This window comes from Clostridium sp. AF19-22AC, from assembly GCF_003479085.1.
In the GTDB taxonomy this organism is placed as follows: Bacteria; Bacillota; Clostridia; order Lachnospirales; family Lachnospiraceae; genus Faecalicatena_A; species Faecalicatena_A orotica.
Map to the genome: position 1 here is coordinate 268021 of NZ_QUGN01000003.1, position 20796 is coordinate 288816.

Here is a 20796-nt window from a genome sequence, read left to right on the forward strand (position 1 = left end):
AGAAAAAAATATTACGGTTTACATGCGCGTACATAACGCACAAACTGAAAAGCCGGACTACGCTTAGCGTCTCCCGGCTTTTCCTGTATTCCTTCTTTATTCCTGGCTGTGATCTGCAGGATAATCCTCGTTCACATGTGCCTCTAAACCTTTTTGGCCGCCTTCTTCCGCCGGCTTCATTGTAACACGGACATCTTTTTTCGGCTCACTTCCCTCTTCCGGCTCCTCGATCCCTTTCACTTCACGGAAGATTCTCATGAATTCTTTTCCGGTGATCGTCTCCTTCTCAATGAGGAATGCGGAAATCTTATCGAGTGCTTCTCTGTTCTCGCTTAAGAGGCGCTTTGCCTCCTCATATGCATTCTTCAGCATAGTCATGACTTCGCCATCTATCTCGGCCGCTGTCGCTTCACCGCAGTTCATAACTGGACGGCCGTCAAGATAACGGTTCTGGATTGATTCCAGACCAATAAGGCCGAACTTCTCAGACATTCCATACTGGGTGATCATGGCTCTGGCAATCTTTGTTGCCTGCTCGATATCATTGGATGCCCCTGTAGTAACGGTGTCAAATACAATCTCCTCCGCAGCACGTCCTGCAAGTGCACCGACCAGCATAGCCTCCAGTTCCTTCTTCGTGTTCAGGAACTTCTCCTCTTCCGGTGTCTGCATGACATATCCAAGAGCCCCCATCGTTCTCGGGACGATCGTGATCTTCTGTACAGGCTCTGCATCCTTCTGGAGCGCGCTGACGAGCGCATGGCCGACCTCATGGTAGGATACGATCTTGCGTTCCTCCTCGCTCATGATGCGGTCTTTCTTCTCTTTACCGACCAGCACAACTTCCACTGCTTCAAATAAATCCTTCTGGCTGACAACCTGTCTGCCATTCTTGACTGCATTAATCGCAGCCTCATTGATCATATTGGCAAGATCTGAACCTACTGCACCTGAGGTAGCCAGTGCAATTGCCTCCAGATCGACTGTCTCATCCATCTTAACATCCTTGGAATGTACCTTCAGGACATCCACACGTCCCTTCAAATCCGGCTTATCCACGATAATACGCCTGTCAAAACGTCCCGGCCTTAAAAGCGCCGGATCCAGTACCTCCGGACGGTTCGTTGCCGCCAGAAGCAGAAGGCCCTTATTCGTGTCAAATCCATCCATCTCAGCCAGCAGCTGGTTCAGGGTCTGTTCACGTTCATCATTCCCGCCCATTGCGGTATCACGTGTCTTACCGATCGCATCAATCTCATCAATAAATACGATACATGGCGCCATCTGCTGTGCCTGCTTGAACAGGTCACGCACACGGGATGCCCCGACGCCGACATACATCTCTACAAACGCCGAACCGGACAAGGAAAAGAACGGCACCTTTGCTTCTCCTGCAACAGCCTTTGCCAACAGGGTCTTACCTGTACCCGGAGGGCCCACGAGCAGGGCTCCCTTCGGAAGCTTAGCACCGATTCCGGTGTATTTTCCCGGGTTATGCAGAAAATCAACAACCTCCTGAAGAGACTCCTTCGCCTCATCCTGGCCTGCCACATCCTGGAATGTGACCCCGGTCTCCTTCTCCACGTATACCTTTGCATTGCTCTTGCCGATTCCCATCATGCCGCCGCCCTTTGACATACGCTTCATGAGGAAATTAAACAGAATTACGAGCAGAAGTATCGGAAGTATCACTGTAATAAATATCTCAAATATCATGGAGGATGCCGTATCCGGTATGTTCTGCTCATACTCTACCCCGGCTTTGTAAAGCCGTTCGGACAGTGTATCATCCCTTACTGCGCCGGTATAGTAATCCGGTGCCTTTTCCTGATCCTCTTTCTTATCCTCCAGCTGGCTGACAATATCAGATGCCGTCTTTGTACCTTCCTTTTTCCTGGCATCATCCTTCAGCGTGATGTACAGCTTCGTTGAATCAATCGTAACTTTTTCAACTTCACCGTCATCCACCATCTTCAGGAATTTATCATAGCTGATCTCCTCAGGATTCTTATCCTGCATCATTGAAACCAGTCCCATTACTATAAAAACAGTCAACAGCGTTGTCACGAGGATGATTCCCCAGCCCTGGCGATTGTTTTTAGGATCTTTGTTATTTCTGTTATTCTGATTATCCATTCTTAAGCCTCCTAAAATCCACTATCCCCATTATAAGTACAGGCTCCCCATAAATCAATAAAAAGATTATGAAAATATTGTAAACACGGGGCATTTTATAGTATACTGGTTACGAAATATGTCATGAGTGAGGAAAGAGAAAATGAAAATAGGATTCGATAATGAAAAATATTTAACCATGCAGTCAGAACATATCCGCGAAAGGATAAACCAGTTTGATAACAAGCTGTATCTTGAATTCGGGGGAAAGTTATTCGACGATTACCATGCAGCCAGAGTCCTGCCGGGCTTTGCACCGGACAGCAAATTAAGGCTTTTGAAGCAGCTCAGCGACCAGGCCGAGATCGTCATCGTCATCAGTGCTCGTGATATTGAGAAAAATAAAGTCCGCGGTGATCTGGGTATTACATACGATTCAGACGTTCTGCGCCTGATGGATTCCTTTGGGGACAACGGCCTGTATGTAGGAAGTGTTGTCATTACCCAGTACTCCGGCCAGGAAAGCGCTCAGCTTTTCAAAAACCGCCTTGAGAATCTCGGCATCCGTGTCTACATCCATTATAATATCGCCGGCTATCCGTCAAATATCCCACTGATTGTAAGTGATGACGGATACGGTAAGAATGAATATATCGAAACGTCCCGCCCACTGGTTATCGTCACAGCCCCGGGACCTGGGAGCGGAAAAATGGCCACATGCCTTTCACAGTTATATCATGAACATAAACGCGGAATTCATGCAGGCTATGCCAAATTTGAAACATTTCCCATCTGGAACCTGCCGCTTAAGCATCCGGTTAATCTGGCATATGAAGCTGCCACGGCCGATTTGAATGATATCAATATGATCGATCCGTTCCACTTAGAAGCATATGGCAAGACAACGGTAAATTATAACCGCGACGTGGAGATTTTTCCGGTATTAAATACCATTTTTGAAAAAATTTACGGGAAAAGCCCGTACAAGTCTCCGACAGACATGGGTGTCAACATGGCCGGCAACTGTATCTGCAACGATGAAGCCTGCCGCGAAGCATCCCGTCAGGAGATTGTCCGCAGATATTTTGCCTCCCTGAACTCCCTTGTACAGGGTACAAGCTCAGAGGAAGAGGCCCAGAAGATCGAGATTCTCATGAATCAGGCCAACGTGACCGTACAGGACAGGAAGGTCGTGGAAAAGGCCCGTGAACGCTCCGAAGAGACACAGGGCCCTGCTGCTGCCCTCGAACTGGACGACGGCAGGCTCATAACCGGAAAGACAACGAACCTGCTCGGAGCTTCCGCAGCTCTCCTGCTGAATGTCATCAAAGAACTGGCCGGGATTGACCACGAACTGCATGTCATCTCTCCGGAATCCATTGAGCCTATCCAGAAGCTGAAGGTAGACTACTTAAAGAGCAAGAACCCTCGCCTCCACACCGACGAGGTGCTCATCGCCCTCTCCGCCAGCGCCGCCAACAGCAGCCTCGCAAGAAAAGCACTGGAACAGCTCCCCAAACTGGACGGCTGCCAGGCACATACCTCCGTCATGCTGTCAGACGTAGATATCAAAACATTCAAAAAACTAGGCGTACAACTCACCTGCGAGGCAGTTTATGAGACTGATCATATTTACCACTAGATAGGATGAGGGACGCTAAGTAAGAGGCGGGGGAGGGCGCCGTGTGGCTGTGTGGTGCCGGTTCAAAGCCTGTCCGCTTACTTAGCTGCGTTCATCCAGTCAGCAGTGACAAATATAATCAGGAAGCTCATTGCCAAATGAAGCGTATTGGTATCGGCAAAACAGAACTTTATTCCTCCCCTATACGAATCATAAAAATGTCCTCGCAGCCAACTCCAGTTGCGTATTGGCGAGAAACCCACCGGGGTATGAGTTTTTTGTGGGTGGATGCGCCTAGCTTGAAATGAGGATGGGACAGAGGACTGCGCGGGTGCATATGCCAGTTTAGGAGGTGTAAAGGGACCCTTAGCGGGACTTAATAAAAAACCGGCGTATACTCGGAATGAAATTTGTTCTCCAAAACAAATTTCAACAAGGGCCGAACTGCGTTTGCATCGGCAAACGGAGTGAGTCCCTTGGGTTTCCGAGCATACGCCGGGTTTTTATTTAGGCCTGCTTAGGGGAACGTCCAGCCTCAAAAACTGGCATATGCACCCGCGCAGTCCTCTGTCCCATCCTCATTTCAAGCGACCCCTTCCCCCACACAAACTCATTCCAAATTTCTCCTCTTGTAAAAAAAAGCTGTATTTTTTTTGGATTTTGGTATATACTCTTTAAGTATTTTTTTAATGATTCACACAAAGGAGGATTTTATGGCAGTAAAGTATGTATTTGTGACCGGAGGAGTTGTTTCAGGTTTGGGTAAGGGCATCACTGCCGCATCTCTCGGGCGCCTGCTTAAGGCACGGGGGTACACGGTAACGATGCAGAAGTTTGACCCGTACATCAATATTGACCCCGGAACGATGAACCCGGTACAGCACGGTGAAGTATTCGTAACAGACGACGGCGCGGAAACAGACTTGGATTTGGGACATTATGAACGTTTCATAGACGAAAGCCTGACGAAGAATTCCAATGTGACCACCGGTAAGATATACTGGTCGGTTCTGCAGAAGGAACGCCGCGGAGATTTCGGTGGCGGGACCGTACAGGTTATCCCGCATATCACAAACGAGATCAAAAGCAGATTTTACCGCAATCCTGCCGCTTTAGGCACGGAAATCGCAATCATAGAAGTTGGAGGGACCGTTGGCGATATCGAAAGCCAGCCTTTCTTAGAGTCCATCCGGCAGTTCCAGCACGAAAAAGGTCACGAAAACGTGATTCTGATACACGTCACTCTAATTCCCTATTTAAAAGCTTCACAGGAAATGAAAACAAAACCGACCCAGGCAAGTGTCAAGGAACTTCAGGGCATGGGAATCCAGCCGGATATTATTGTATGCCGTTCTGAATTTCCTCTGGATACTGGCATGAAAGACAAGATTTCTCTTTTCTGCAATATTCCGTCAAAACACGTCCTTCAGAATCTGGATGTGGAATACCTGTATGAAGCTCCGCTCGCTATGGAACGCGAGAATCTGGCACAGGTTGTATGCGAGTGCCTGCACCTTGACTGTCCAAAACCGGATCTAAAAGACTGGACCGAGATGGTGGATAACCTGCGTAATCCGACGCAGGAAATCAATATTGCCCTTGTCGGAAAATATATCCAGCTCCACGATGCCTATATCAGCGTGGTAGAGGCGCTGAAACACGGTGGAATCTACAGTCACACTACGGTCAATATTAAATGGGTTGACTCGGAAACCGTTACTGCTGAAAATACAGATGAAATTTTCAAGGATGTCAGCGGCATTTTAGTGCCGGGAGGATTCGGTGACCGCGGTATTGAAGGAAAAATAGAATCCATTAAATATGCACGTACAAATAACATCCCGTTCCTCGGGCTCTGTCTTGGTATGCAGCTCTCCATCGTCGAATTTGCCCGAGATGTACTCGGTTATCATGATGCACACAGTATGGAATTAAAACCGGACACTACGCATCCGGTCATCCATATCATGCCGGACCAGATTGGCGTGGAAGATATCGGCGGCACACTCAGACTTGGCTCTTATCCCTGTGTCCTGAAAAAAGATTCAAAGGCTTACAGCCTGTATGGAGCTGAGGAAATCAAGGAACGCCACCGCCACCGCTACGAAGTAAATAACGATTACCGCGAAGCGCTGGAAGAACACGGCATGATGCTTTCCGGCCTTTCCCCTGACGGGCGAATCATCGAGATGGTAGAAATTCCGGATCACCCGTGGTTCCTTGCGACACAGGCCCATCCCGAGCTGAAGTCGCGTCCCAACAGGCCGCATCCTCTTTTTAAAGGCTTTGTGGAAGCCGCACTCAAATATTCGAGTCAACGTAACGGCAGGCTGGAATAGAGGCCTGATAACAGAACAAGCCCTGAGATGGCAGCGCTATGCTGTCATTTCAGGGCTTGTTTTTCTATAACAACCGGAATCCCGGATTATCATCCTTCTTTTCCCTCTTTCCCGCACTCTTCTGTCCCCGCGGTCCGCTTCTGACTGATATAACCGGACAGCTTCAGGGCTGCCCATGCTGCAAATATGCCGATCAGGAGTCCGGCCAGCACATCCGACGGATAGTGGACCCCGACATAAAGACGTGAAAATGCGATCAGGGACGCCAGAATGACCGCAGGTATTCCCCATTTCCGCGGCGCCATTTTGTAATACACAAGGGCTGCGGCAAAGGAAGCACAAGTATGCCCCGACGGGAACGAATAATCACGCTGCCTTTCTATCAGGAGCCTCAGGCCGTCCACCACCTCATACGGCCGTATCCTCGCAACCAGGTTTTTCAGCGCCACATTCGTTATCAGGGCGCCTATCGCTAATGCTATAATAGCCGTAATCCCTATTTTCCTTGTTCTTTTAAACAGCAGCAGCACAATAGAGAGTACAATCCAAAACCATCCAGCATTCCCCAGAGATGTAATAAACTTCCAGAAAGGGGTCATCCAGTCATGCCGCAGATACTGCTGTATAAAAAGCAAAATATCACCATCTAACTGTAACAGATAACTCATCATTCATTTACCCGGACCTTTCATTTTAGTCAATATGTTTTATAGTATATCATATTACCAGGGCATTTTAAATGATAGACTATCTTTTCCAAACAAGATATACTATATACAGGTACACCATACCTGTACAGAGATTAAGACGGAGGGATACACATGAAAAAAATGCGTTCACTAATTATCATCATCGCTGCGGCCGCCCTGGTTGCGGTCGGGTTTCTCGGGGCAAAGCTTCTGAATAAAGAGCCCAAAGTTACAGTCAGCGCCGTTTCCATCGAGGAGCGTCTCAGCAAATGCAGTTCACTTACTACTGCCAGACTGGACTACAGAGGCATCATTAAATACTCGGAGGGTGAGATCGATTTTATCAACAAAAAGAGTTTCTCTATGATCTATGATGCACATATTAAAGCGGGCATTGACTTATCACAGGCTGTTGTCGAAGTCTCCGGGAAAAGTATCAGTATCCGGATACCGGCCCCTGAAATACAGGATATTACGATTGATTCCGATACACTCGAATTTTACGATGAAAAGTTTGCACTCTTTAACTGGACAAACAAAGAAGATACGACAAAGGCAATCGCATATGCAAAGAATGATGCCGAAGCGAAAGCGGGACAGACGGACATTCTTGAACAGGCCAGAGAACAGGCCGCAGCCGTCATCGAAACGCTGATACAGCCGATTACTGAAGACAATACCAATTCATATGAACTCACCGTTACTTATGCGGAATAAATGCACCGGGGGTAAAAGATCATTCCATGACATGCAGATATGTATGGAATGACCTTTTGCCCCCGTTATCATATAATAAAGAGACATCATAAACAGGAGTAACAACATGCCACTGAACAACATCGGAAATATTATCCGGTTTGGAAATATGATGCAGGCCAGTAATGCACTTGTGGAAGAAGTTTTCCTGCAGACCCGTACAACTGGATCTGTAACAATATCATACTCCTCCAAAACTCCGGACGGAATTACTTTTATCAATCTATTGCAGCTAAACGTGCACCGTAATACTGTGATTCTCAACTCGCTGGGCAGAACCATGTGTTTATGTGATATTCACAAGGGAATGTGGGTGGATGCTATCTTTTCGCCAATTACAACCAGAAGCATTCCGCCCCAGTCGAATGCCTTTCTGCTGTTGGTACGCAGCGGGAGCCGTCCTTCAAGCACCACGTCCACCGGCAGGATCGTCAGCGTAGATACCAGCAACCGTTCTATTACAACCGGCGTTCCAGGTGACATAAACAGGCAGACAGTATTTATCATCACGGATAATACCATTATAAGAAACCGCGCAGGCAGCCCGGTCAGACTTTCTAATCTGCGCCCCGGGCAAACGGTCCGGATCGTCCACTCAAATGCGCAGACAGCCAGTATACCCCCTCAGACTACGGCTTTTTACGTGCAGGTTATTTAAAAGATTGAATGCAGAGTTCACTTTACTGCGAAGGAACCCGGCTTATGCCGTACACTTCGCAGCAGAACCCTGCTGACAGCCCCTACCCATCGATTTCCAGTATTTCCTTTTTTGTCAGTGGATTTACATGCACCATGCAGTGTTTTACCTCTGGAAATTGTTCCTCCACTCTGGTATGTACTTCCTCTGCTATCCCGTGCGCCTCGCGCAGTGTCAGGTTCTCATCCGCGGCGATTTCAATATCCACATAGGCCCTTGCCCCGAACATTCTTGTACGGATAGTATCAATCTTTTCCACACCCCTGTTTTCCAACACCGCCTGGCGGATTTGCTGGATCGTCCGGTCATCACAGGACTTATCCACCATCTTATTCATCGCATCCTGAAAAATGTCCCACGCCGCCTTTCCTATGAATACACAGATAACAACACTTGCAAGCGGATCAAGTACAGGAAATCCAAGCCGCGCACCGAATATTCCGGCAAACGCCCCGATGGAAGACAGCGCGTCGGAACGATGGTGCCATGCGTCAGCCATCAGTGCCCCGGAATTTATTTTTTTAGCAGCCGCCCTAGTATACCAGTACATCCACTCCTTAACCAGAATGGATATGACTGCTGCAATCAGTGCCATCCGGCCCGGAACCGAAGCCGATTCCAGATTACCTGATGCTATCTTCTGTATCCCGCTTATTCCTATTCCTGCACCGGTCGCAAACAATACAACTGCCAGCAGGATCGATGCCACACACTCCATTCTTTCATGGCCGTAAGGATGTTCCTTGTCAGACTTTTTCCCCGAGATTGTAACCCCTATCATGACAATGACCGTACTGAATACATCCGACGCCGAATGTATCGCGTCTGACAGCATTGCCCCGGAATGTGCAATCAGCCCGGCAGCCAGTTTAAATGCCGACAGTGCTATATTCACCCCAATACTGACCTTGGATACGCGCATTGCAATCTTTGTTCCCTCTGTTTGTATGTTTTCTGTGTTTTGTGCCATTATGATGTCCTCCTTCTCATTTAGCTGTCTGAACAGTATTATCTGGTTCACTTCAATGCACATCCTGTCCGGAGGTTCCTGCAAGCGGATTTTTAACTCCGTTTACACAAAAAGAACCTGTGGAACATTCGTAGTAAACTGTCCCACAGATTCTTCCTGTTCATCTGCTGCCGCGTCCGCGGCCCGGCCCCATTCATACTGAGTATCACCCCTGTATGGATCGCCTGCTCAGTTTGTACTGTAGAATAAATATGCAGTGCAAAGAGTTTCCTTTTATAATATGCAATCCGCCCTTTTTTGTCAATCATTATTTTTCATAACGAGAATTTTTCTCTGTATGTAATCTTCCATAAATAGATGCGGCTGTTACAGAAATTAGATTTCGATAACAGCCGCATCTCTATGAGGGGGGGCAAATTCGTCAATTTGTCAAATCACATGTTTGCCTTGATCCTGGTCTTTTTTTCCTTCCTGATGTATTCTGTGTCCCTGCTTTTCCCTTCTTTGTCTGCTGCTTCCATGATACGGGGACCCCGCTGGCTCTCTGTCGGTACGCTTCCCATCTCTTCCTCCAGACGCATCCTCCGGAAATCTTTTTTATGGTTCACGCCTCCGCAGAAATCTTCAAAAGCGAATGCCATTCTATCCAGGATGCCAAGGCTGGATATCTTTTCTACTGAAAGCTTCCTAACAGAGCGGAGCCAGTACTCTGCGAGCATCCAGCAGACAATTAAAAGTGCCAGCGCCGAGATTAAAATAATAAATAATTTTTCTAACATAGGTTCCACTCCCTTCGTCTTTCTTGTTATCTTTATATTAGCTCGTACGCTTCGATTAGTCAATATTTTAATTATATTTTTATAATTATTTCTGTCTTTAATTTTAATTATCCATTATTTTTTATTTATTTTAGTTTTGTTCATTACTTTTTAGATATTTTTCTGCCGCCGGGTCCTTCATACTATATTTCCGGTACCACTCTTTGCTGGCATCATTTCTTACCACTTCTGAGCGGTTCTGTGAAAGGAACCTCACAAGAGGGTACACATCCACCCATATTTCATGATTTCCCTCCCTCTGGCTTTCATCGAAAATCAGCTGCAGTCCAAAATGAAGGTGGTAGGTGTCAATGTTATTTACATTTTCCGTTGTACTGTACCCGGTCCTGCCCATATAGCCGATTACATCCCCCGCCTGTACGACGTCGCCTTCTTCCAGTGATTCTGCAAACGGGATATTCTGCCGCAGATGTGCATAATAATAGTAGCGTTTCCCGTCAAAACTATTGATCCCGATGCGCCAGCCTCCGTACTGGTTCCATCCCATTACGGCCACATAGCCGGACTCGGAAGCAACAATCGGGGTTCCCACCTGTCCCATCATGTCATGCCCTAAGTGGTTGCGCCTGTAGCCATAGCTTCTGGACACCCCGAAATCATCATAATCTGTATAGGGAAATGTCTTTGCGATTGGAGAATATGCCTTCAGCCCGTAAAATTTCTTCCATACCTTTTTATCCGAATCTTCACTTTCCGGTTTCTCAATCTCATATTCCCCCACCATACCGTCCAGAACGGCACCATAAGCCTCACGGTAATAGCCGTAATACTCCATATCGGCCGTCATCTCCTCGATCGTCGACCCTCCCGTGAGAAGCTTTTCTGCCGCCTGGGTCATGTCAGCTTCCTGATATCTTGTAAAATCCCCGCCGTATCTGGCCCCAAGATACGCCAGCAGTTCCACCCAGTTTAAATGGACGTCCTCCTGATATGTTTCTACGTCATATGTATAGGCGCGGTTTAATGCTTCATAAGAAACATTAAATTCCACCCATTTGATATACTCTGCCTTCTCTCCACCGCCGCTGCCGGCTGCATCACTGTTTTCTTCCGCAATCCCGCGTGCACCGGCAGAAACAGCTGTTTCCTGATCTGCTGACTGATTCTGCCCGCTCCCCTGCCAGACACAAAACACAAGGAGAAGCAGCAGGATTTCGGCCGCAATTCCTGCCGGGAAAAATAATCGTTTTCGCATGTACATGCTCCTGCCATAAACTCTTAATAGTCTATGCGGCATGAACGCAACAAATTCTTCTGAATATACTGAATACAAACAACATTTATGGTGTCAGGAGCAGACCATGCATCTTATATCATCACTTTTATTCGCTCTTTCCGCTAATATAGACAGCTTCATTGTCGGAATGTCCTACGGGATTAAGAAATCGAACATTGATCTTTTAAAGAGCACCATTATCAGCCTCGTCACGCTGGCAGGTACTATCGTCGCGATCCTTATGGGCACAGAAATCTCACAGTTTCTTCCGGCTTCCTCTACCCAGGCCATCGGCTGCGCCCTTTTAATCGGGCTGGGGCTGTACTATATACTGAAGTCTCTCTTCGGCTTTCTCAGTAAGAAATGTAAAAAAACAGAAGTAAAATCAAATGAACTCTCAGCCAGTTCTTCTAAAAAAGAGCCAGCCGAAGCAACCCTGCTTACGCTAAAAGAAGGATTATTTCTGGGGCTCGCTCTCTCTATTAATAACTTCGGCATGGGGATCGGCGCCAGTATTACGGGACTGAAGCTCGTACCCACTGCAATCATGTCACTGATCGTATCCGTCGTCTTTCTGTATGCCGGAAACTTCATTGGAAAGACAAAGGTTCCCCGGATCTCAGACCAGCTGGCAGATGTGATCTCCGGACTGATACTGGTCGGGCTCGGGGCATATGAACTGTTTTTCTAACATGCTGTTTTTACAGCATGAAAAAAACAGCACCGGAATGGGTAATCATCCACATCCCGGTGCTGTTTTTCATACAATTTCCTGTTCGCTAAACAGTGCTTCTACCGCCTTTTCATAGACCGTAAGCTTCTCTGATTTTCTAATCTTCTTCGCATATTTCTCATAATTCGTAAACAAAGGCGCCATATAGAACCACAGCTCCTTCATTTTAAACAGGATTGTCCGGTCACCGCTTAAGACCTTCTGGTAATCTACATAGATCCGGTCATGAAAGGCCTTCAGGGTCGATTTCTCAAGTGGTGTATGATTTTTGATCTCACAGACCAGTCCCGGATTCGAAAGAATTCCACGGCCCAGCATCACACAGCCCACATCCGGGAAAGCCTCCTCAAACCGCCGGTAATCCTGAACGGAAAAAATATCCCCGTTATAGCAGATATTGCAGCCGCATGAGCCAACTGCCCTGCCAAACACTTCCCAGTCCGGTGTATTTTTATAAATATCCGTCTGGAGCCTTGGATGGATGATCAGCTCGGCTAACGGGTACTTCTGGTATATTTCCAGCAGATGGTCAAATTCTTCCGGGCTCTCTTTTCCAATTCTTGTCTTGATTGAGATACGGATATCCGCCGCCGAAAAGATTTCTTCCAGAAAATGGTCCAGTTTATCGGGGAATGCAAGAAACCCCGAGCCCCTTCCTTTTGTGACAACAGTTCTTGAAGGACAGCCCAGATTCAGGTTCACTTCTCTGTACCCGTATGTCTTAAGCTTCCTTGCCGTGCGGATGAAATCGTCTGCCGAATTCGTCAGTATCTGCGGGACGGCAGCCATCCCTTCATTGTGCTCAGGCAGGATATCATTCTTCTCTTTCGAACTGAGGTGCCCGAACTGGTTCGGCATAATAAACGGAATAAAATACTTGTCAATCTCTCCAAAATATGTATGGTATGCATTGCGGTATATGTAACCGCTGATCCCTTCAAGAGGGGCGAAATAAAATCTCATAGTGCAGACTCCCGTTCCTTTCTAAACTCTATCTTTCCTTCTGACAGAATCAGCCCCGCCAGTGTAAGTCCCGCGCCTAAAGCCGCTGTCCCTGTGATCTTCTCATGCAGGATCAGCACGGATGTAACAATCGTTACGACCGGGACGATGTAAATATAGACACTTGTGCGGACTGCACCCAGTATCTGTACGGCCATGTTCCATGTTACGAAGCAAAGTGCAGATGCCCCCGCCCCAAGGAAAAGGATATTCAGAAGATTCACAGGATCCGCCAGTCTTGACAGTCCCAGACGGAAGTCAAATGCTACTGCCGCCGGTATCATGAACAGAATCCCGTAGCCGAACATATGTCTTGTATTCTGAATTGTAGAATATCCATATCCGCTGATTTTCTTCGTCAGGACAGAATAGCATGCCCATACAAAAGCGGCAGCCAGAGCCAGAATGTCCCCCTTCGGATTCAGCTTCAAGGTTTCACTCCCGCTGAAACTCATCATACAGATTCCCACGATCGCTACCGCAAACCCCAGAAAAAATGATACACGCATATGTCCGTCTTCTTTTAAAAAAATCTTGCTTAAAATAGCCGTGAAAAACGGAGCCGCTGAAATAATCACTCCCACATTAGAGGCAAGTGTGTATGTCAGGGCAATATTTTCCAGAAGATAATACAGGCAGATCCCACAGAGTCCTGCCGCTGCAAATACCCATTCCTGCTTCCTGTCTGTCAGCCTTATGAGTCCCGGTTTTGCCAGAAAAAGCAGAATATAGCCGATCACAAAGCGGATAATCAGTATTTCCACAGGCTGGAAATTCCGAAGCAGAACCTTTGTAGAAATAAAAGTAGTACCCCACACTACAATCGTAAATAATGCCGCCAGATGTCCCATCCCGTTTTTATCCTTCATCACGTCTGCCCCCTGTCCATGTCTCTTTTTTCATAAATTTAATCACCTCACGGGCATTATTATACTATATCTGCACCTTTCAGGCTTGTAAAATATCTTCATTTATTCAGTTTCAAATAAAATTGAAGCCATTTTCTGCTGCCATGCACCTTCACGCAGGCTGTTAATTCCCCTCCCATATTTTCCGCCAGATATCTGGCAATCGGAAGCCCCAGCCCGGTACTGCCTTCGCTTCTGGAATGGTCAGCAGTATAAAACCTGTCAAACAGAGCATCCACCTCACCGGCATCCAGATGCTCCGTGTCATTTTCCATGAGAACCGTAATCCCGCTTTTCTCTTCCTTCAGGCTGACTCTGAGTATGCTAACCGCATATCTGAGTGCATTCTGAATCAGGTTTGAAAAAATCCTTTCCAGCGCGGCCTCATCCGCCAGTGCGAATACTGCTTCATCCGGTATATCAAGCCGGACATCCAGATTCTTACGGACAAGTTCCTGATAACTCTCCAGTGTGGTTTCCCTTAGGATTCTGCCGGCATCTGCTTTCCCGACTTCCAGCTCATAGTCTCCTGCCGTTAGTCTTGAAAGATCATAAAACTGGGCGGTCAGCCTTTTCATGGAGCGGGCTTTTTTCCTGACAATCTCTAAGGAATCCCTGTCCTCCACCTTAAGGGAACTCTCATCGATCAGGTCCAGAAACCCCAGAATCGATGTCAGCGGGGTCCGCAGGTCGTGGCTGATATTTTCGATCTGGCTTTGCAGCATCTGCTCTTTCTCCTGATAACCCACATGGATTCTTCGGATTTCCTCCAGATTCCGGTTCACTTCTTCCAAAAGTACTTCCATCTCGGCCTGCGGTGATGGCAACTTAACAATGCGGTTTTCTTCCAGATCTTCCGTAATCTCCCGCAGTTCCTGCGCCGCCTCCCCCAACGCCTTTTTCAGCAGGAAAAAGCGTATACAGAAATACATTGCTATAAAACATACTACTGCCAAAATGAGATAGATCATTTCCGCACACGCTCCTTTCCTTATGTCATATCCGCCATGCAATTACCAGCTTCATATCCTCTATGCAATATCCCGTTTTCTGAAGACAACATATCCCGCCACATAGAATACAGCAATTCCTATAACACCGGCGATCAGACATTTTGCCAGTCCCTCCGGCGTATCCCACAGGCACTCGTACTGCGTCATGTTTACAGTGGTTTCAAATTTCAGATAGTTCCAAGGCATCCATTCTGCGGCCCTGTTCAGCCACTCTATCTTGAATCCCACAATGAAGCTGAGCATAGGAATCACCCATATGACGGCCATCCAGCAGATCGTCATAAGGATTTCTTTTTTGATCATACACATGAGTGCCACTGTAAGGATGACGGCTGCAAATGCCATAGGCAGGTTCGCTGCAACACCCCTTAATCTGGCCATGACAGTGATTCCGCCGGGGTCATCTAAGAGCAGGTAGGCACTTCCATAGTAAACCGTCAGTACAACTGCCATACAGACAAGGGATGCCGCCGAGCATACGATACATTTTGCAGTGAAAAACTGCCCTCTTGAGATGCCGAAAGAGACTGCGTTTTTCAATGTCCCGTTTTTGTGCTCTTCTGAGAACACAAAGCTGGTAACAAGCAATCCGCCCAGCAGCAGGGTTGTCATACTGCTGGATAGTATATTTAATGAATATCTTATCGAACCATAGGGGAAATCGAATACAAACCGGTTGAACAGATATAAAATGACGTTCATCAGGACAGTCAGTCCGGATAAGACACCCGTCAGTACATACAGCTCTTTTCCGTGGATCACTCTGTAGCATTCACTCTTCATATAATTTAACATGACAATCTCCCCCTCTCCTTCAGATTCATATAGTATTCTTCCAGCATCATCTGCTTCTGCTCAAGACGCAGCACCCCGATTTTATGTTCCGCCGCCAGCAGGCTGTACGCATCTGCTGTCATCTCAGGGCTCTTGATCCTGAACGATGAATCCGGCAGTACCTTGTAGCTGATACCCTCCCACTTCTTTTCCAGAAGCGCCGCATATTGTTCCGGTTCCGTCACCGCTATATCCAGATAGACCGCGCACTGCTCATGGAGCTGTTCTGCCGTAATCTCATTCAGCAGCCATCCCTGGCTTAAGAATCCATATATGGTCGCGATCTGTTCCAGTTCTGAAAGAATGTGGCTGGAAATAATGATTGTTATGTTTTTTTCCCGATTTAGCTGTAGCAGCAGGTTCCTCATCTCGATGATTCCACTGGGGTCAAGGCCGTTGATAGGCTCGTCGAGTATTAAAAGCTCCGGTTCCCCGAGAAGTGCAATCCCCAGACCGAGCCTCTGCTTCATGCCCATCGAAAGTGTTCCGCCTTTTTTCCTGCGTTTTTCCCACAGACCTACGCTCTTTAAGATCTCTTCTACCTTTCCCTTCCCGGGTATTCCTTTCTGGATACGGTAATATTCCAGATTTCTTTCCACAGAGAGCTTTGGATAGAATCCCGGTGACTCCACAATGGCCCCACTGCGTTTCCTGTTCTTCTGAAGTTCCTTTTCCGGGTAGGCCCCGAAGAGGCGGACTTCCCCGCCTGACGGGTATATCTGCCCGGTCAGCATTTTTAAAAAAGTCGTTTTTCCGGCGCCGTTATCTCCTATCAGGCCGTAAATATCTCCTCTTTTGACAGTAATATCCACGTCCTTAAGTGCCGTTACACTGCCATATTTCTTAGTCAGGCTTCTGGCTTCAATAACATGTTCTCTCATCTTTTATTCCTCCGCATATTTCACTTTGCTGCTTACATGAATGATTGTAACCGGGAGGCTTTTAATAAGTCCTCAAGAAAGTTTAAAGAAATCATAAAGATGCTTTTATGCCATTTTAAAACCGACTCCCCATACGGTCCTGATATACTCTTCCCCTGCATCTGCGCTGGCAAGCTTCTTCCTCAGGTTACTGACATGTACGTTCACGGTGTTGTCCTCCCCGTAATAGCCGCCGTTCCAGACCTGTTCATAAAGCGTTTCCCGGGAATATACCTTCCCCGGGTCCTTGATCAGAAGGTACAGGATGTCATATTCATGCATGGTCAGGGAAATCTCTTTCCCTCCTACAGTCACTTTCCGGGATTTATGCAAAAGATGCAGTTTTTTGTATGTATACTCCTCTGTTTCATTTTCCTCTTTTCCTGAACCGCCTTTCTGCCTCGTCCCGGAGCGCCTCAGGGCGGCATATACTCTTGCCAGAACCTCATCCGCCTCGAATGGTTTTGTCAGGTAATCGTCCGCGCCGCCTCTTAATGCCCGGACTTTCGACTCCAGCGCCGCCTTTGCCGACAATACTATGACCGGGGTATCCAGTTCCATCTCTTCCCTGATCACCGAGATTAGTTCCTCCCCGCTCATTCCGGGGAGCATCAGGTCCAGTAAAATCAAATCAGGCGTTTCCATCTGAAGCAGAAGCTTTGCCTCTGTCCCTGAAAACGCCTGAACCGTATCGTATTCATTCTTTGCCAGAATTTTTTTCAGCAAATGATTGATATCTGTGTCATCCTCTACAATGAGAATCCTGCGTTTATCCATATCCGTTTACCTCCACACGAATATCATTGTACACGATTCCCAGAAAGAAAGGAAGCCCCCTATCCCTGATAATTTCTATATTTGTGGTAGCCTGTCGTTATACATACAACTGTGACTGTCAGTGCGATGAGCAGATGCATAACAGTTACATCCTCTGGAAATGAGAATCCCCAGCCCAGCGGCAGATAAACTGGCTGCGACAGCATGAAATGATTCACAAGCATGGTCCCTTTTCTCCCCAGTATCCACATGGGTGAAAAGATTTTTATCCATGCAACCGGGATTACAAATACGATCATGGAAACAACTACCGCCATAAACGAGTTCCGGCATATTGCTGAGACTGCCAGCACAACCGCCGAAAGCAGGATGATTCCCGCCACTCCCAAAACAAAAATAAATACAAAAAATGCCCCTATTTCTTTCGGGTAAGTCCCGTGGTAAGGCAGTGCCCCGCATAACACCGTGGAGGCATCCAGTCCCTGTGTGCCGAAAACATACCGGTAAGCCAGCCATATATAAAGAGAAGCCAGACAGTACACTGCCGCCGCAAAAAAGACTGCCGCTGATATTTTCATCCATATGGCACTCTTTTTGCCCCTCCTGGTTGTCAAAAGGATGTCTGCCGTCCGAAGTGTATACTCTTCCGCGAAAACAGGCGACAGGCCGATGATCAGAATGACGCTCAGCATCAGCATCATCGTAATCCCATATGTTTCCACCATATCATCCCATCCATAGACATAGTCAAACTGTACATCCCCCTTTAAAAGCGGCGCCGCATTGTTTTCCCACTCTTCGCCCTCCATAAACTGGATCTCATCGGGATTGTCACCCATGAGCTGCCTGTAGTTCGTCATTTTTTCCGTAATATATTTATTGCAGAAGTTCCCTCTAAAATTATCTATCTTTTCATCGTAATAGTAGAACCCAAACCGGTCATAGATTGCCCTGACCTTTTCTTCCGTCAAAGGTCCCGCATATTCTTTTGCCAGTTCCTGATCCTTCCTTATCGCAGTCTTCCCGTAATAGGTCTGCCCGTCAATGGTCACCGCATAATCCTGCTGGATCGTCCACAGCCGGAAAGTCAGGAACGCCAGCAGTACGAGTATACCGCACCAGATGATTTTGCGGGATGCGATTTTATAAATTTCTTCTTTCCAGATTTTCCACATTCTCTGCTGCCTCCTTAAAATGATACAGATATACGTCTTCCAGCCCCGGTTCCGCGTTTACTGCGCCTTCACACGGGCAGCTGTCCGCCACGATCCGTAAATAAACCTGATCCCCTTCATTCTTTAAATTACTAACCGCAAACTGCTCATTCAGCCTCTGCGCCTCTTCAGGTCCGGCCAGATATTCCCATACCCTGCCTTCTGCACTCTTTGTCACTTCCCGGGAAGTTCCCTGCTCCACGATCCGTCCCTGCTTCATCAGAAGGATCTGGTCCGCGATGAACTCTACATCAGACACAATATGCGTAGACAGGATGACGATCCTCCCCTTTGACATCGCGCTTATAATATTTCTAAAACGAATGCGTTCCTTCGGATCCAGCCCGGACGTGGGTTCATCCAGAATCAGGATCTCCGGATCATTGAGCAGTGCCTGCGCGATTCCAAGCCTGCGGATCATCCCGCCGGAAAAGGTTTTAATCTTGTGTTTCTGTTCCCCCGAAAGTCCTACGAGCTGAAGCACCTCCTGTACCTTATCCTTTGCCAGATCCTTCGGCACCGCCTTGCACGCAGCCAGATATTCCAGATATCTTTTTGCCGAAAAATCCGGGTAATACCCAAAATCCTGAGGCAGATATCCCAGCATATGCCGGTATTCTCCGTCCATCCCCCAGATTTGTGCCCCATTGCACAATATTTCTCCCGCTGAAGGCTTTAAAACACCACACAGCATCCGAAGCAGTGTCGTCTTCCCGGCTCCATTCGCACCAAGGAATCCATGTACCCCCTCGGTAAGACGCAGTGAAACCTGGTCCACTGCAATTTTATTCTGAAACTGTTTTGTAACCCTGTCTAATACTAATTCAGGCACAGTCCTTCACCTCCTTCTATTTTTCCAAACAGCCTGCGGATTTCAAGAATCAAGACTCCGACCCCCACCGCCGCTGCGATCCCCCATACCATCAGGTATTCCAAATGATATGATTCTTCCACAAACACAGGAAATACAGCAAGTATTCCACTGAGGACACCCGCGGAAAGCTGTCTGTATCCCCTCAAACCTCCCCTTAAGGCTGTCAGCATATGCAGATAAAGGATATCAGACCATAAAAACGGTACCAGCATATACAGCAGGTATGCCCCCGTCCCTGCCCCGCTCCTGCCGCCACAGAAGATCACGAGCAGGCCCAGCACTGCCAAATCTATCATCCCTGCCAGAAGCATCTGGATACTTACCATCTGCCTCAGGTTCAGGTACAGCGTCTGCTCCAGTTCCGCCATATGCCAGGAAAACAGCCTGCTGACCCCGCTTAAACATACATTGCCGGTCAGGACCATAAAAAGCGAGCATACAGTAATTGATGCCTCCCCATCGCCGCCCGGCAGGTTCAAATACCGGATCAGAACCAAAGCAAGCACCAGCATGCCGCCCTGCAAAACCCAGAAAGACCATGTCTGGTACCGGAGCTGTTCGATCAGACAGGCCAGAAAGGAAGGGTAATACCTGACCTTCTTTTCCTGCACCGCCCTTTTGATCTGAATGAGCCCCTCCTGTTTTCTTGTCTCATCTATTTCAAACCTCCATGATTTCTTTTTCCCGCTACTCATAAAAATCCTCCTTATCCAGCAGGTCCTTTAATTTGTCAATCCCCTGATTAATCCTCGACTTTACCGCAGCATAGGATGCCCCTGTCATACGGGCAATTTCCCGGTTCTTATAACCATAAAAATGATGCAGCAGTACGGCCTCCCTCTGCATATCCGGAAGCTGCATGAGTGCATCTGCCAGAACCTGGCTCTCCTCCAGACCTTCCATTTTTACAGAGCCGCCCCTGTTTTCTTTCTGGTTATCTTTACTCCTGTCCTCTTCCCGGTATTCAAGTTCCAGACGCGTCCGTCCTGACCCGTGAAAATACGACCGGCAGAGGTTCATAGCTATGGTGAGCAGATACCCCGGCAGGTTCCGGTACCGGTAGCTGTCCACATACCTGATAAAACGGAGAAACGTTTCCTGGGTCAGATCATAGGCATCTTCCCGGCTCCCGGTCTGATACGTACAGAAGTAGTAAATATCATCGTAATATTTTCCGGCAATCTCATTTAAGTACTCTTTCTGCCCGCTCTGAACCAGCCGGACCAGCTCCTTATCGTCCATAAACGTCCTCCTTTCCTCACTGTAAAACGCCTTACAC

20 protein-coding genes and 1 riboswitch are annotated in these 20796 nt (G+C 47.5%); of the genes, 5 read left to right on the forward strand and 15 right to left on the reverse strand.

What is annotated here, in order from left to right; translation table 11 throughout:
* Nucleotides 1–96: 96 nt before the first annotated feature.
* A complete protein-coding gene (ftsH, locus tag DWX43_RS05065; RefSeq protein ID WP_118619208.1) occupies nucleotides 97–2136 on the reverse strand; it encodes an ATP-dependent zinc metalloprotease FtsH in 2040 nt (679 codons plus the stop codon).
* A gap of 142 nt (nucleotides 2137–2278) precedes the next feature.
* Between ftsH and DWX43_RS05070 the strand changes: the two genes are divergently transcribed.
* Nucleotides 2279–3757 (forward strand): DUF1846 domain-containing protein, encoded by a 1479-nt coding sequence (locus tag DWX43_RS05070; protein ID WP_109729538.1) that lies wholly within the window; start codon nucleotides 2279–2281, stop codon nucleotides 3755–3757.
* 692 nt (nucleotides 3758–4449) lie between these two features.
* Nucleotides 4450–6075, forward strand: a complete 1626-nt coding sequence (locus DWX43_RS05075; RefSeq protein ID WP_118619209.1) for a CTP synthase — start codon at nucleotides 4450–4452, stop codon at nucleotides 6073–6075.
* A gap of 89 nt (nucleotides 6076–6164) precedes the next feature.
* On the opposite strand, the gene DWX43_RS05080 is transcribed toward DWX43_RS05075, so the two are convergent.
* Nucleotides 6165–6746: a phosphatase PAP2 family protein gene (locus DWX43_RS05080; RefSeq protein ID WP_330405224.1), complete on the reverse strand. Its 582-nt coding sequence runs from the start codon at nucleotides 6744–6746 to the stop codon at nucleotides 6165–6167.
* Nucleotides 6747–6896: 150 nt separating this feature from the next.
* Between DWX43_RS05080 and DWX43_RS05085 the strand changes: the two genes are divergently transcribed.
* Nucleotides 6897–7481: a DUF4230 domain-containing protein gene (locus DWX43_RS05085; RefSeq protein WP_207657839.1), complete on the forward strand. Its 585-nt coding sequence runs from the start codon at nucleotides 6897–6899 to the stop codon at nucleotides 7479–7481.
* 106 nt (nucleotides 7482–7587) lie between these two features.
* A complete protein-coding gene (locus tag DWX43_RS05090; protein ID WP_118619211.1) occupies nucleotides 7588–8178 on the forward strand; it encodes a hypothetical protein in 591 nt (196 codons plus the stop codon).
* Nucleotides 8179–8260: 82 nt separating this feature from the next.
* On the opposite strand, the gene DWX43_RS05095 is transcribed toward DWX43_RS05090, so the two are convergent.
* The 3 genes from DWX43_RS05095 to DWX43_RS05110 all read right to left on the reverse strand — a co-directional run bounded on the left by DWX43_RS05095 (nucleotide 8261) and on the right by DWX43_RS05110 (nucleotide 11221).
* Nucleotides 8261–9187, reverse strand: coding sequence for a cation diffusion facilitator family transporter (locus DWX43_RS05095; protein ID WP_118619213.1), 927 nt, complete (start codon nucleotides 9185–9187; stop codon nucleotides 8261–8263).
* A gap of 136 nt (nucleotides 9188–9323) precedes the next feature.
* A riboswitch (NiCo riboswitch) is annotated at nucleotides 9324–9429 on the reverse strand.
* A 192-nt stretch (nucleotides 9430–9621) separates the two neighbouring features.
* Nucleotides 9622–9966, reverse strand: coding sequence for a hypothetical protein (locus DWX43_RS05105; protein WP_118619217.1), 345 nt, complete (start codon nucleotides 9964–9966; stop codon nucleotides 9622–9624).
* A 130-nt stretch (nucleotides 9967–10096) separates the two neighbouring features.
* The gene (locus DWX43_RS05110) at nucleotides 10097–11221 is read right to left on the reverse strand and encodes a M23 family metallopeptidase (protein ID WP_118619219.1); all 1125 of its coding nucleotides are present in this window, start codon (nucleotides 11219–11221) and stop codon (nucleotides 10097–10099) included.
* A 106-nt stretch (nucleotides 11222–11327) separates the two neighbouring features.
* Between DWX43_RS05110 and DWX43_RS05115 the strand changes: the two genes are divergently transcribed.
* Nucleotides 11328–11933: a manganese efflux pump gene (locus tag DWX43_RS05115; RefSeq protein ID WP_181368551.1), complete on the forward strand. Its 606-nt coding sequence runs from the start codon at nucleotides 11328–11330 to the stop codon at nucleotides 11931–11933.
* A 69-nt stretch (nucleotides 11934–12002) separates the two neighbouring features.
* Here DWX43_RS05115 and DWX43_RS05120 read toward each other — a convergent pair whose 3' ends face one another.
* The 10 genes from DWX43_RS05120 to DWX43_RS05165 form a co-directional block, all read right to left on the reverse strand.
* On the reverse strand, nucleotides 12003–12938 hold the full coding sequence (locus tag DWX43_RS05120; RefSeq protein ID WP_118619223.1) for a tRNA-dihydrouridine synthase family protein: 936 nt from the start codon (nucleotides 12936–12938) through the stop codon (nucleotides 12003–12005).
* Complete coding sequence (locus DWX43_RS05125; protein WP_109729548.1) at nucleotides 12935–13846, reverse strand: DMT family transporter; 912 nt, start codon at nucleotides 13844–13846, stop codon at nucleotides 12935–12937. Before DWX43_RS05125 ends, DWX43_RS05120 begins: the two co-directional genes overlap by 4 nt.
* A 98-nt stretch (nucleotides 13847–13944) precedes the next feature.
* The gene (locus tag DWX43_RS05130; protein WP_118619225.1) at nucleotides 13945–14856 is read right to left on the reverse strand and encodes a HAMP domain-containing sensor histidine kinase; all 912 of its coding nucleotides are present in this window, start codon (nucleotides 14854–14856) and stop codon (nucleotides 13945–13947) included.
* Nucleotides 14857–14916: 60 nt separating this feature from the next.
* Nucleotides 14917–15693, reverse strand: a complete 777-nt coding sequence (locus DWX43_RS05135; protein ID WP_118619227.1) for an ABC transporter permease subunit — start codon at nucleotides 15691–15693, stop codon at nucleotides 14917–14919.
* Nucleotides 15687–16613 carry an ABC transporter ATP-binding protein gene (locus DWX43_RS05140; RefSeq protein ID WP_118619229.1) on the reverse strand — a complete coding sequence of 309 codons (927 nt, stop codon included), beginning with the start codon at nucleotides 16611–16613 and terminating at the stop codon, nucleotides 15687–15689. The genes DWX43_RS05135 and DWX43_RS05140 overlap by 7 nt, the downstream gene beginning before the upstream one ends.
* Nucleotides 16614–16718: 105 nt before the next feature.
* Nucleotides 16719–17429: a response regulator transcription factor gene (locus DWX43_RS05145; protein WP_109729552.1), complete on the reverse strand. Its 711-nt coding sequence runs from the start codon at nucleotides 17427–17429 to the stop codon at nucleotides 16719–16721.
* Between the two features lie 59 nt (nucleotides 17430–17488).
* Nucleotides 17489–18604: an ABC transporter permease subunit gene (locus DWX43_RS05150; RefSeq protein WP_118619231.1), complete on the reverse strand. Its 1116-nt coding sequence runs from the start codon at nucleotides 18602–18604 to the stop codon at nucleotides 17489–17491.
* On the reverse strand, nucleotides 18573–19475 hold the full coding sequence (locus DWX43_RS05155; RefSeq protein WP_118619233.1) for an ABC transporter ATP-binding protein: 903 nt from the start codon (nucleotides 19473–19475) through the stop codon (nucleotides 18573–18575). The genes DWX43_RS05150 and DWX43_RS05155 overlap by 32 nt, the downstream gene beginning before the upstream one ends.
* Nucleotides 19463–20212, reverse strand: coding sequence for a hypothetical protein (locus DWX43_RS05160; protein WP_118619235.1), 750 nt, complete (start codon nucleotides 20210–20212; stop codon nucleotides 19463–19465). The genes DWX43_RS05155 and DWX43_RS05160 overlap by 13 nt, the downstream gene beginning before the upstream one ends.
* A complete protein-coding gene (locus DWX43_RS05165) occupies nucleotides 20205–20759 on the reverse strand; it encodes an RNA polymerase sigma factor (protein ID WP_118619237.1) in 555 nt (184 codons plus the stop codon). The genes DWX43_RS05160 and DWX43_RS05165 overlap by 8 nt, the downstream gene beginning before the upstream one ends.
* Nucleotides 20760–20796: the final 37 nt, after the last annotated feature.